We start from the raw sequence: 11,980 nt of genomic DNA on the forward strand, positions 1-11,980 counted from the left end.
TATACAATCCTAGGCAGATGGGTTATAGGCACGTATGCCAACAAGCCGCTTTAGATAAGGAGAACAGCATGATTGTGATCACAGGCGGTGCCGGTTTTATCGGGGCCAACTTGGTTAAAGCGTTAAATGCACGCGGTAGAAACGACGTGGTGGTGGTCGATGATTTGCGCGACGGCACCAAATTTGTCAATTTAGCCGACTGCACGCTGGCCGACTACCTGGATAAAGACGATTTTCTCGCTAGGATAAAAGCGGCGCTGAGGGGCGAGAGTGCTGACTTACCTAATATTGAAGCCATTTTCCATGAAGGCGCTTGTTCGGATACAACCGAATGGGACGGCCATTACATGATGGAAAATAACTTCGAGTACTCCAAGGTATTGCTGAATTATTGCGAACAGCAGGGTATCCCTTTGCTTTACGCATCCTCTGCAGCGACCTATGGCGGCAGTGAGGTATTTAAAGAGATGCCCGAGTGTGAAAAGCCGCTCAATGTTTATGGCTATTCAAAGCTGCTGTTTGATCAGTATGTGCGTTCGCGCTGGAATGAGCTGACGACCCAGGTGGTGGGTTTTCGCTATTTTAATGTTTACGGGCCTCGTGAGCAGCATAAGGGCAAGATGGCCAGCGTGGCGTATCACAACCATCTGCAAATTCGTAACGACGAAACATTGAAATTGTTTGGGGCTTACGGTGGTTATGAAGCGGGCATGCAGAGCCGCGATTTTGTTTATGTCGGTGATGTCGTCGATGTGAACCTATGGTTTTTGGATAACCCCGATAAGTCAGGCATTTTCAACCTGGGTACCGGACGAGCGGAGCCGTTTAAAGCGATAGGTGAGGCGGTAATCGATTTCTACGGCAAAGGTGAAATCGACTACATAGCTTTTCCTGACGAACTGAAAGGCCGTTATCAGAGCTATACGCGTGCCGATATTGAGGCGCTGCGCGAAAGCGGCTGTGATGTTGAATTTAAAACCGTTGCTCAAGGGGTTAAGGCCTACTTGGGGTGGTTGAATGGCTAATCCTGCGCCGCGTCTGCTGATTATTGGCCCTTCATGGGTGGGCGATATGGTCATGGCACAAAGCTTGTTTATGACCTTAAAAGCCCGTCACCCCGGTGCTACGATTGCTGTCGTTGCACCGGCGTGGTCGCAGCCTATTTTAGAGCGTATGCCCGAAGTAGGTGAGGTCTTGCCACTGACGGTGGGCCACGGAGAGTTTGGCTTGGCTAGCCGTCGGGAGCTGGCCAAGCAGCTGCGTGGGCGCTTTGATCGTGCCATTGTGCTGCCCCGGTCTTGGAAGGCCGCGCTTATACCCTTTATGGCACGGATACCCGAGCGTGTTGGCTTTATAGGCGAGCATCGCTACGGGCTGCTTAAAGAGCGCCGTAAGCTCAATAAACAGGTGCTTGATCAAACGGTAAAGCGCTTTGTATCGCTGGGGCTACCACTGGCTGAAACGGAGAGAGGCGACTTTTTATTACCCAAGCCTCGTTTGCAGATTGACAGCGATAACCTGGTGAACCTGCGCCTAGCTCACTCACTTTCATCACGCCCGGCCGTTGGTTTGATGCCGGGCGCGGAGTATGGCCCTGCCAAACAGTGGCCCATCAGTTATTTTCATGCATTAGCAAAACGGCTGGTGCAAGACGGTTTCGAGGTGCGCGTGCTGGGCGGGCAAAAAGATCACGCGGCAGGGGAGGCGATAGCGCAAGGGCTTGCCCACGCCCATAATCTCTGCGGTAAGACGCAGCTGGCCGATGCGGTTGATCTACTGGCCGATTGCCGACAGGTGGTCACCAACGATTCAGGTTTGATGCACGTGGCGGCAGCGGTAGGGGTTCGCGTTCATGCACTTTATGGTTCTTCATCACCCGTCTACACGCCGCCCATGACGGATAACGCCGCCATCCATTATCTTGCACTATCCTGCTCGCCCTGCTTTGAGCGCACCTGCCCACTAGGGCATACCAACTGCCTTAATCAGCTGAGCGTGGATCAGGTGTATCAAGCAATACACGCTGGACCTGCAGCAGGGCAGCAGGGCAGCGGGGCGGCATGATGGCTAATGAATGATATCAATTTCGTCGGCAATATCCGCTGGCGTTTCCAGCGTTTGCTCGAGAGGAGCGGCTTCTTGGGGTTCGCGGCGCTGAGGGGATATCCCGTCCCACAGTCGATGTTGGAGCGCTGTCTCCTCTCTTAGGCGCTGATTTACTACTTCAATGCCATGAATCTCGACCAGCGTCTGCTTATCACTGAACAACGACGTTCCGAGGCCGGCTCGCTGCTCTGGTAAGTTAAATCCTAGCGCATCCAGCAGCGTGGGAAAGATATCCAGCGTCGTCGCATCGCGGCGAATACGCCGGGGCTCAATGCCGTCTCCGATCATAATCAGCGTATTATCACGGTCCATTGCCGTCAGCTGATCCCAGACCGACACGCGCATCGTAAGATGATCACTGAGCACCATGACGAGCGTATTATCGAGAAGTCCTTCTGCCTCTAAGCGCTCAATAAAACGACGCGCTAGCCACGCCGAACACTGCACGGAATACAGGATATCCTGCCCATCGAATTCGCCCTGCTGTTCCACACAGGCTTGCGAAGGGTAACCGTGGGGCGCATGGCCAGCAAGGTTGAGGTTTACAACGCCCCAGGGGCCGTTATCTTCGCTATTTAAGCGGCGTATTTCGTCGGCAGTTATATCGTAAAGCGAGTCGTCATACAGCCCCCAGCTGTTGACATACTCAGGGTCATCTAGCAGCGGCTCTAGGTCTTCCCGACCTTTCACGGTAGTGAATTGATGGCCACGATAGAACAACCCTTTACCTGCAAACTGAGTACTGGCACCGCCTAAATAGCTCAGCTGATAGCCCTGCTTGGCAAGTACGTCACCAAGACAATCGACGCCTGGTGCTACCTTTGAAAGCGGCTCAAATTGAGAGTCGTGGATAAGGCCGGCTGGCATTAAAGGGACACCGCACTGGCTGGCGATCATTCCAGCCATCGTCCAGCCGGTGTTATCCATCTGACGTATACCTTCAAAGACCGCGCCTCGCTCTCCAAGTGCGTCTAGGTCTGCGTAGACATCGCCGAAAAGCTCATTGGAGTAAGTTCGTTCGAGGCTCTCTAAATACATGATGAGTAAATTGGGCGGATCTTGTAGCTCTTCGGTAGGCGGTGCCTTATAGCGCCGGTCCAGCCAAGCCCCATCATCGGTGACAATGGATGCGCTGCGCTGGCCTAAGCCAAACAGCAGCGGGTTGCTAGCCAGGAGTACAAGAGCAAAAAAACGCTCGGCTAAGCGCCAGCGTTGGTCGTGGCGTGATAACCAGGTGACCGCCGCCAGCACGCCGATCATGACCAGTGTATAAAACACAGCAGTAAACATTTTACCTGCGCCACCATGCTCGGCGATGCCTGCCTGGAGATGGAAAAACACCGCTCCTAAGTCGACAATGCCAAAACTATCTGCCAAGTAAACGTAGATCCCCCAAAGGCTTAGCGGTAACAGTGACCACGGCCAGATTTTGCGATAGCGAGCATTAGCGGGTTGGCCCCAGCGCAGTTTGAGCCCCAGGCCAATCCACATGGCAGCGACAATAAACAGTGTCCACCACGGCAGGCGTGTCAGTACAGTGACCGCATAGCCAAGACATAAGCCAATAATAAATAACGCTATTTTTTGAATAGCACGAGGATGCATAGATAACCTATTTTGTCAGGCGAATTCCGTAAACAATCTAGTGTCGCCTGCTTTTAAAAGGGTGGTTTTCAGAGATAGCTCTGAGGTTATTGGCGGTTTCTTGCCGACTGTTTCATGTATTTCCAAAATACGCCGTTGGCGTTGGAAACAGAAATGACTAATCCTCTCCAACCGTCGCGCCAACCGTGCTGTAGTACATAGGTGCGTAAAAAAGCAAAGATGGCTTTTAGGAAAACGATAGCGGCAGGATAGTGTTTAAGCTTTCCTGACTCGGCGCGAAGGCTCGAGTAGCGGTTTATTTTTTCAAGAAACTGAGACAAATCTGTCACGGCCGTATGTTCAATGATGCCTGACAATCGCTGCAGACGGCTGGTCTCGCTCAATAGGATAGATTCATGAACCATCGCATCATTAAAATTATGGCAGCGTCGGTTGAATAGACGTACGAGCCAGTCATTACCCCACCCTGCATAGCGAACAGGCCTGCCCATCATCCAATTCTCGCGTCGTATTTGTCCAAGGTCATTAGAGGCTGCGCTGGGGCACCATGAGGTGATGGCCTCAATAAGCTCCTTAGAGGGAGCCTCGTCGGCATCTAGCGACAAAATCCAGTCATGTTTGGCTAAAGAGACCGCAAAACGCTTTGTGGGGCCAAAGCCAAGAAAATCACCTTCATGCAGTGAAACGTTCGAATAGCCAGAGGCAATATGCGTTGTGTCGTCGCTTGAGCCGTTGTCATAAACCACAACGTCATCGAAACATTGCACGGCATCCAGAGTACGCTGCAGCGTCGAGGCAGCATTTCGAGTGATGATAACTACGCTAACGCCAGCGGGCATGAGGATGTCTGTCCTGTCAGAGAATGAGAAAGCAATGCTATTATATCGGTTTTTAAAGCCACAATATCTCCCAGGAGGCGCTTTTGCACATTATTCATGTCAATCTGGCCAAAGGCTTTCGTGGAGGAGAGCGTCAAACAGTCCTTTTAATTCAAGCACTCGCTAAGCTAAGTGAGATAAAGCGCCAAACACTCGTGTGTCAATTGTCGTCACCGCTACGTGCTGAACTAGCCGATACGCCGGGCGTGGTCTTTGTTAATGCAGGTCATCAATTGGCTGGCCATAGGCAGGCAGGCCGTGCTGATATTGTCCATGCGCATGAAGCCAAAGCAGTGCATTGGGCCTGGCTGCATCATAAGCTTTATCAAACGCCTTATATTATTACTCGCCGTGTCGATACGCCAATTAAGCGTAAATGGAGCAATAGTGTTTTTTATCGAAATGCAGGCTACTGCGTGGCGATTTCTAGCGTTATTGCCGAGCAGCTAAAAAGCTTTACCACGTCTTCTATATACACGATTCCAAGTGCTCATTCTGGCGCTGTAAACGACCCGAAAGTAGCCGTTGAGTTTAGGCAGCAATATCCAAACAAAATTATTGTTGGGCATGCTGGTGCGCTTGTGGATCGCCATAAAGGGCAACGCGTGTTAATGGAAGTAGCTAAAAATTTAGAACATGATTACCCTGAGTATGTTTTTGTTTTTTTCGGTAAAGGCGAAGACGAGGCAGTGCTTAAAAAAGAAAGCGAAGGTACTAGTAATATTGTCTGGGCGGGCTTTAAAGATAATGTTAATGATTATTTGTCTGGATTTGATGTGTTTGTATTTCCTTCAAGAAATGAAGGGTTAGGGTCGGTGCTTTTGGACGTGATGAATGCTCGGGTCCCTATTATAGCGAGCGATGTGGGCGGCATCCCTGATCTTATAAAAACTAATGAAACAGGTTTTCTGGTCTCTGTTGGCAGTGCTAGTGAAATAAAAGATCGGCTCTTAATGCTCAGAGACAACGCTATGTTAAGGCATCATGTTGTAGATACTGCATTTTCATCACTGCATCTTTACACTAGTGATGCGATGGCTGAGAAGTATAGTCAGCGATATAAAGAGCTAGCCCAAAAATGACAATGCTATTAAATGAACGCCATATTGTGATTTTTTTACATAACAGGCCTTTTTTTGGTGCCCATTTAGTGCACGTGCCATTTTTAGTGATGCTAAGGAAAAAGTACCCAGGGGCTACATTGGTTGGCGTAACAAAAAACAATGGTGCTAGTTTTCTTGTCGATAGTGGATTTTTAGATGGTTTAGAAGTTGTTGATAAAAGAGATAAATTTTATTTGCTTAAAAAATATAATTTTGATATCGGATTCAATTTAAGGCCTTCGAGTATTGGTGTTGCTCTACAAATGCTGTTGTTGAAGATACCTCATCGCGTTGGATTTAAGAAAATGGGTGCTTTTTACACGCATACGCTACCGTTAGATGTATCTATCTATAGAGCGGATTTGTTTTTACAATTAATGAATGAAACATTCGCATCTTCTGTCCCTTATTTGAAACAGTTTATTAACCACGATGAACGTTTTTTAGACAGTGTTTTGCTCGTTCCGGGGGCAGGTCAAGAGGAAAAGAAGTGGCCAATAGAAAAATACATGCAGTTGGCTGATCAGTTTGTCGAAAACGGTGAGAAAAACGTGTTTTTCATTACGGGCCCGCAAGAAACTGAAGAAACAAGCATACTAAAAAGCAAAGGATATACGGTCTTTAATCAGCCGAGTGTCGATCTTCTGTTTAGCATGGTAGAAGAATGTAAGATTTTTATTAGCAATGACTGTGGGCCTTCTCACATTGCCCACATTCTAGGTGTCAGGCAAATTGTGCTATTTAAAGAGTCTCTGCCCGAGTGGTTTTTGACGAGAATCAATAGCCGCTCTGTTTCTTGCTCTATTGGCGTGGATGCTATTGCGGTTGATGACGTGATGCAGTTAGCAAAAGAGCTGTTAGAGCAAAAGGCCTAGTGTAAAAGCTATGCAATTACTGATAGCCGTCTAGTATTGATGAATAGCTATTTTCCGCGTTAAATTTAATAAGCGATCGTTTCAGGCGCGTTAAGTTGTCATTCTGCCACTTGCCCGGCGAGCGTAGCCGGCAGCGATCTAAGTCGATCAACCACGGCGTGCCGCTACTATCGATCAGAATATTGCGGGCATTTAAGTCCACGTGATCAAGCCCTGCCTGATGAAAGCGTTTAACCATCGAGCCTACCTGCTGCAATAACGCATCATCTGCCTGGCGGCGGTTAAGCAGCTCGGCTAGCGCCCGTGCACCGGGGATGCGTACCGTCATCAATGCAGCCTCATAGGTTAAACCATGCTGGGTAACGCAACTGGCGACGGGGCGCGGTACGGGGAGCCCTTGCGTAAAAAGAGCGGCGGTTAAGCGCAGCTCGCGAAACGCTCGTGTACGCTCAGTTCCTGTCCAAAGATAGCGTTTCTCACTTAGTCTGGCCGCCATACCACCGCGTCGATAAGGCCTTAATACCCATTGTTCAGTAGGCGTTGCTTGCACAAAAAAACTGCTACCTCGCCCCGGGGCTTCGCCCACAATGAGCCCCTGGCTGCGCCAATAATCGCTGGTGAATAAGCCCGGATGAATTTGGTGTGTTCCCGGTGCGTCACATAAACTGTCTGCATCATGTAAAATCAGACTATTTTTCTGCCGGAGTGCCGCTAAGCGCATGAAGCCCTCTCTGCCTGTTCAGCCCAAACACATTGCCGTTTTGCGCCTCTCTGCTTTAGGAGACGTATGCAATCTGGTGCCCACGGTGCGGGCGTTACAGCGCCAGTGGCCTGACGCACGTATTACCTGGATTATAGGTAAGGGGGAGCACAGTCTACTGGCAGGCCTTTCCGGGGTCGAGTTCGTCGTTTACGACAAATCAACCGGCCTTGCCGGCATGCGCGCGCTGTGGCGTCAGCTTGCCGATACTCGCTTTGACGTGCTGCTGCATATGCAACAGGCCATTCGCGCCAGCGTTCTGTCGCTGGGGCTAAAGGCCAATGTGCGGGTGGGTTACGACAAAGCGCGTGCCAAAGATGCCCAGCACTGGTTTACCCAGTACCAGCTAGCGCCCCATTCCAATGCTCACGTGCTGGAGTCGTTTATGGACTTTGCACGCGTGCTGGGCGTAGAAGACGACCGATTGGAATGGGATTTACCCATCTCGTCGACGGCGCTCAACGAGGCCCGCGTGATTAGCGGCGAGACGCCTTATCTCGTGATTAATCCTTGCAGCAATGTTCGCCTGCGTAATTTCCGCAATTGGTCGGTAGAAGGTTACGCCAGTGTTATTGAACATGCTTGGGTACATCACGGTCTTAAAAGCGTGGTGACCGGCGGGGGTAGTGTTCAAGAGCGTGCAATAGGCGATCACATTGAAACGCTTTGTCAGCCTGACAGCGTCATTAATGCTATTGGCGGCACGTCCTTGAAAGGGGTTCTGGCGCTAATTGACCAAGCCCGCGCAGTGATCGCGCCGGATACTGGGCCTATTCATATGGCCAACGCCGTGGGCACGCCAGCGCTGGGGCTATATGCATCGACCAATCCTCAGCGCGCTGCGCCTTATTGCTGGCGTGACTTCGCGGTCAACGCTTATCCAGAGGCTGTGCGTACCTATCTCCACAAATCGGTGGAGGACGTTAATTGGGGCCAGCGAGTTCGCCATCCCAGCGCCATGATGCTGATTAAAGCAGATGATGTTATCGCCAAATTAGATGCACTTTTGGCGCATACCGCTGTAACGGCTAGCGTTAAGGAGCATCTATGAAAATTGATTTAACTGCCCTAGAGCAGGCCCGTGTGCTGGTCGTGGGAGATGTGATGTTAGACCGCTATTGGCACGGTGGTACTTCGCGTATATCGCCAGAAGCGCCGGTGCCGGTGGTGCGCGTCGAAGACGTTGAGGACCGCCCGGGCGGAGCCGCTAATGTGGCATTGAACATTACCTCGCTAGGAGGCCACGCCGTATTGGCTGGAGTGGTGGGCCAAGACGATAACGCTCAGCTGCTGGAAGCAAGCCTTTTAGCTTCCGGTGTGAGCACTTACTTTCAACATAGTGCCGATGCGCCAACGATTACGAAGCTTCGTGTGATGAGTCGCAATCAGCAGCTGCTGCGTTTGGACTTTGAACAGCGCCTGGATAGTGTCGATACCACCGAGCTTTTAGCCCAGGTGGATGCGGCGCTACCTCACTGCGATATTGTGATCCTTTCTGATTACGGCAAAGGCACGCTGAACCAAGTTGAAAGCCTCATCGCTAAGGCGCGTGCCAGCGGTAAGCGCGTGTTGATTGATCCCAAGGGACAAGATTTCAGCAAGTACCGCGGGGCGAGTTTAATGACCCCCAATCTAGCTGAATTTGAAGCGGTCGTTGGCCCCTGCGCCACCGATGCTGAGTTATCAAGCCGCGGTGAAGCGCTGCGCGCTGAGCTAGCGTTGGAAGCGCTGCTCATTACCCGTAGCGAAAAAGGCATGACGCTGATCCGCGAAGGCAAGCCGCCTCTACATTTACCGACGCGTGCTCAGGAAGTGTTTGATGTGACCGGTGCCGGCGATACCGTTATTGGCCTGATGGGGCTGGCATTAGCAGCGGGGCACGCGCTGCCCGAAGCAATGATGCTGGCTAATTTAGGCGCGGGGTTAGTGGTGGCCAAACCTGGCACGGCGATCCTGTCGATCGCCGAGCTGTATACTGCGTTACACGGTGACAAACTGGCCGAGTTTGGCGTGATTGAGCCCACTGTGCTGGCGGATGCGGTGCGTGCTGCTCAGTTGCGAGGTGAGCGGGTGGTGATGACCAACGGATGCTTTGATATTTTGCACGCCGGACATGTTGCTTACCTAGAGCAGGCCAAGCGGCTCGGTGACCGTTTAATCGTGGCCGTCAATGACGATGCTTCCATTGGCCGTCTAAAGGGGCCTAAGCGGCCAATCAATCCGCTAATCCGACGTATGCAGGTGTTAGCGGGGCTCGGCGCCGTGGATTGGGTCGTGCCGTTTAGTGATGACACGCCCCAAGCGCTGATCGAATCGATACTGCCGGACATTTTGGTGAAAGGGGGGGACTATAGGCCCGAAGATATTGCCGGAGGGGCCGCCGTTATTGCCAATGGAGGCGAGGTCAAAGTGCTTGGGTTTGAAGACGGTGTCTCTACCTCTGCGATGATTAGCTCCATTCTAGATCGCGAGCGCTAATGGCCTCACCGGCTTGGCCACGGCTTGCTTACTCAGCGGCGCTCTATACGCTATCGCCGCTGATCGGCTGGCGCATCTGGCGAGAGCAGGTAAGCACTCACTCACGATGGCAGCGTCTTGGCATAAGGCTTGGGCAGCTTCCGCCCGCGCCACGTATCTGGCTGCACTGTGCCTCGGTGGGTGAAGTGCGCGCCGCCCGGCCGCTGATTGAAGGGCTCTTAAAGTCTTATCCAGGGCACAGCGTTGTGCTGACGACCATGACGGCTAGCGGCGCTGGGCAGGTCCAGTCATTGATCAATGAGCAGTCCTCCCTCGATCAAGCTCGGCTAACGCATTGTTTTCTGCCGCTGGATTTTCCCGGCGCGGCTAAACGCTTTGTGCGGCGTGTTCAGCCTGAGCTGGCTATTTTATTTGAAACCGAGCTGTGGCCCAACGTGATACACGCCTGTTGCCAACAAGACGTGCCGGTGGCTGTTGTTAATGGACGTTTATCGCCGCGTGCTTTCAAACGCTACCGGCGCTTACGCCCGTTAATGGCCACCACCCTTGCCGATATTCGCTGGCTAGCCGCAAAGTCACCGGCAGACGCCGAGCGTTTTAAAGCACTCGGTTGTCGTGCAGAAGCCATCAGCCTCGTTGGCTCGTTGAAGTTCGAAATGGTCAGTCAGGAAAAGGCATTTAGTGAGAGTGAACGCTTACTTAAAGAGCGGGGAGAGCGCCCGGTTTGGGTGGCTGGCTCTACTCGCGAAGGCGAAGAAGCGCTATTACTTGAGGCCCATGGCCTGCTGCTGCGACGCTATCCAGACGCGCTGCTGGTCGTGGTACCTCGCCATCCCCAGCGTTTTGATGACGTAGCCAACGCTTGCCTTGCCGCAGGTTGGGCGCTCAGCCGCCGCAGCCAGCAGCAGCCCGTGACGGCGCAAACACAGGTTTATCTAGGCGATACGCTGGGCGAACTAGCAACGCTGTATGCGGCGGGCCGTGTTGCCTTTGTGGGGGGTAGCATGGTGCCGCTTGGAGGGCACAATGTGCTAGAACCGGCAGCGCTAGGAAGGCCTGTACTCAGCGGCCCTTATATCGAAAATTTTGCCGATGTGGCTGAGCCGCTACAGGCGGCAGGGGCGCTAACGCTGGTCGAAAACCCAGAGGCTTTGGCGAGCGCCTTAGCGCATTATTTCGCTAATCCGCAGCTTGCCCTCCAAGTGGGGCAAGCCGGTCGTGAAGTAATTCATCGCCACACCGGAGCACTGGCCCGAACGCTTGAGGGGCTGGAAGCGTTGTTACCTCGTTAGCGCACTGACTTAACTGGCTAATTTAGCGGGCTCATTTAACGGACTATGCGCTCTACGCCGCCGGGTTTACCCAACAGCAGAACATCGGCGCTGCGAGCGGCAAACAGGCCGTTGGTGACGACGCCGACGATGGCGTTGATTTTGGCCTCCATCGCGACAGGGTCACTAATCATGAAATCGTAGCAGTCGATAATAGGATTACCGTTGTCTGTCAGCACTCCCTGGCGGTAAACCGGCTCTGCACCCAGCGCCACCAGCTCACGGGCGACATAGGAGCGTGCCATGGGAATGACCTCAACCGGTAAGGGGAAGTTACCTAGCTGGGGCACGTACTTTGAGCCATCTGCGATGCAGATAAAGCGCTCGGCGCAGGCGGCGACAATTTTTTCACGGGTAAGCGCAGCGCCGCCGCCTTTAATCATATGTAAGTTTGCATTCACTTCGTCTGCGCCGTCGATATAAAAGGGCACCGTGCCAACGCTGTTGAGCTCAAATACCTCAATGCCGAGTTTTTCGAGACGTTTAGCACTTGCGTCGGAACTGGCCACGGCACCTTGAAATAGATGACGTAGCGGCCCCAGGCGATCAATAAATAGGTTGGCCGTAGAGCCCGTACCAATGCCTAAGATGGTATCTTTTTCGAGCTGAGATTTAATTTCTTCAATCGCAGCGTCCGCCACTGCGGCCTTCAATTCATCCTGATTCATAGCAAGCCTTGTGCAATAGAAATGAGGTAGTGACGTTAGTATAACGGCCTAAACGGTGCTTGCCGATGGAAACACGGCTAGACGCCGCTAGCCGTAATCTGCTACCAATAAACGCTTTGTCCGTTCACGTTCTTCCCTTGGGATACCCGCATGCTAGAAGCAACCGTCAAAAAGAT

The 11,980-nt window shown here is 52.2% G+C and carries 11 protein-coding genes; 7 read left to right on the forward strand and 4 right to left on the reverse strand.

Annotation, left to right across the window (positions count from 1 at the left end; all coding sequences use genetic code 11):
• The first annotated feature begins 68 nt into the window (after positions 1-68).
• On the forward strand, positions 69-1,025 hold the full coding sequence (gene rfaD / locus ACTH5D_RS12045; protein ID WP_441671550.1) for an ADP-glyceromanno-heptose 6-epimerase: 957 nt from the start codon (positions 69-71) through the stop codon (positions 1,023-1,025).
• A complete protein-coding gene (gene waaF / locus ACTH5D_RS12050; RefSeq protein ID WP_441671552.1) occupies positions 1,018-2,064 on the forward strand; it encodes a lipopolysaccharide heptosyltransferase II in 1,047 nt (348 codons plus the stop codon). Before rfaD ends, waaF begins: the two co-directional genes overlap by 8 nt.
• 3 nt (positions 2,065-2,067) lie before the next feature.
• Here waaF and ACTH5D_RS12055 read toward each other — a convergent pair whose 3' ends face one another.
• Together ACTH5D_RS12055 and ACTH5D_RS12060 are read right to left on the reverse strand one after the other, a co-directional pair.
• The gene (locus ACTH5D_RS12055) at positions 2,068-3,711 is read right to left on the reverse strand and encodes a sulfatase-like hydrolase/transferase (protein ID WP_441671554.1); all 1,644 of its coding nucleotides are present in this window, start codon (positions 3,709-3,711) and stop codon (positions 2,068-2,070) included.
• 86 nt (positions 3,712-3,797) lie between these two features.
• Positions 3,798-4,550, reverse strand: a complete 753-nt coding sequence (locus ACTH5D_RS12060; RefSeq protein ID WP_441671556.1) for a glycosyltransferase family 2 protein — start codon at positions 4,548-4,550, stop codon at positions 3,798-3,800.
• Positions 4,551-4,633: 83 nt separating this feature from the next.
• Here ACTH5D_RS12060 and ACTH5D_RS12065 point away from each other — a divergent pair, with 83 nt between their 5' ends.
• Positions 4,634-5,671 (forward strand): glycosyltransferase family 4 protein, encoded by a 1,038-nt coding sequence (locus ACTH5D_RS12065; protein WP_441671558.1) that lies wholly within the window; start codon positions 4,634-4,636, stop codon positions 5,669-5,671.
• On the forward strand, positions 5,668-6,567 hold the full coding sequence (locus tag ACTH5D_RS12070; protein WP_441671560.1) for a glycosyltransferase family 9 protein: 900 nt from the start codon (positions 5,668-5,670) through the stop codon (positions 6,565-6,567). The genes ACTH5D_RS12065 and ACTH5D_RS12070 overlap by 4 nt, the downstream gene beginning before the upstream one ends.
• A gap of 16 nt (positions 6,568-6,583) precedes the next feature.
• On the opposite strand, the gene ACTH5D_RS12075 is transcribed toward ACTH5D_RS12070, so the two are convergent.
• The gene (locus tag ACTH5D_RS12075) at positions 6,584-7,288 is read right to left on the reverse strand and encodes a 3-deoxy-D-manno-octulosonic acid kinase (RefSeq protein WP_441671562.1); all 705 of its coding nucleotides are present in this window, start codon (positions 7,286-7,288) and stop codon (positions 6,584-6,586) included.
• Between ACTH5D_RS12075 and ACTH5D_RS12080 the strand changes: the two genes are divergently transcribed.
• From ACTH5D_RS12080 to waaA, 3 genes are read left to right on the forward strand one after another with little or no spacing between them, the layout of a single operon-like run.
• Positions 7,287-8,378, forward strand: coding sequence for a glycosyltransferase family 9 protein (locus ACTH5D_RS12080; protein ID WP_441671564.1), 1,092 nt, complete (start codon positions 7,287-7,289; stop codon positions 8,376-8,378). The genes ACTH5D_RS12075 and ACTH5D_RS12080 overlap by 2 nt on opposite strands.
• Positions 8,375-9,805, forward strand: a complete 1,431-nt coding sequence (hldE, locus tag ACTH5D_RS12085) for a bifunctional D-glycero-beta-D-manno-heptose-7-phosphate kinase/D-glycero-beta-D-manno-heptose 1-phosphate adenylyltransferase HldE (RefSeq protein ID WP_441671566.1) — start codon at positions 8,375-8,377, stop codon at positions 9,803-9,805. Before ACTH5D_RS12080 ends, hldE begins: the two co-directional genes overlap by 4 nt.
• Positions 9,805-11,097: a lipid IV(A) 3-deoxy-D-manno-octulosonic acid transferase gene (gene waaA / locus ACTH5D_RS12090; protein WP_441671568.1), complete on the forward strand. Its 1,293-nt coding sequence runs from the start codon at positions 9,805-9,807 to the stop codon at positions 11,095-11,097. Before hldE ends, waaA begins: the two co-directional genes overlap by 1 nt.
• A 35-nt stretch (positions 11,098-11,132) precedes the next feature.
• On the opposite strand, the gene rpiA is transcribed toward waaA, so the two are convergent.
• On the reverse strand, positions 11,133-11,804 hold the full coding sequence (rpiA, locus tag ACTH5D_RS12095; protein WP_441671570.1) for a ribose-5-phosphate isomerase RpiA: 672 nt from the start codon (positions 11,802-11,804) through the stop codon (positions 11,133-11,135).
• Positions 11,805-11,980 lie beyond the last annotated feature (176 nt).

Origin of the sequence: Halomonas sp., from assembly GCF_052095695.1 — a bacterium.
Lineage (GTDB): Bacteria > Pseudomonadota > Gammaproteobacteria > Pseudomonadales > Halomonadaceae > Vreelandella.

Coding starts and splice junctions, on each gene's coding strand:
- rfaD (WP_441671550.1), top strand. CDS start 69: ATGATTGTGATCACAGGCGGTGCCGGTTTTATCGGGGCCAACTTGGTT.
- waaF (WP_441671552.1), top strand. CDS start 1,018: ATGGCTAATCCTGCGCCGCGTCTGCTGATTATTGGCCCTTCATGGGTG.
- ACTH5D_RS12055 (WP_441671554.1), bottom strand. CDS start 3,711: ATGCATCCTCGTGCTATTCAAAAAATAGCGTTATTTATTATTGGCTTA.
- ACTH5D_RS12060 (WP_441671556.1), bottom strand. CDS start 4,550: ATGCCCGCTGGCGTTAGCGTAGTTATCATCACTCGAAATGCTGCCTCG.
- ACTH5D_RS12070 (WP_441671560.1), top strand. CDS start 5,668: ATGACAATGCTATTAAATGAACGCCATATTGTGATTTTTTTACATAAC.
- ACTH5D_RS12080 (WP_441671564.1), top strand. CDS start 7,287: ATGAAGCCCTCTCTGCCTGTTCAGCCCAAACACATTGCCGTTTTGCGC.
- ACTH5D_RS12075 (WP_441671562.1), bottom strand. CDS start 7,288: ATGCGCTTAGCGGCACTCCGGCAGAAAAATAGTCTGATTTTACATGAT.
- hldE (WP_441671566.1), top strand. CDS start 8,375: ATGAAAATTGATTTAACTGCCCTAGAGCAGGCCCGTGTGCTGGTCGTG.
- waaA (WP_441671568.1), top strand. CDS start 9,805: ATGGCCTCACCGGCTTGGCCACGGCTTGCTTACTCAGCGGCGCTCTAT.
- rpiA (WP_441671570.1), bottom strand. CDS start 11,804: ATGAATCAGGATGAATTGAAGGCCGCAGTGGCGGACGCTGCGATTGAA.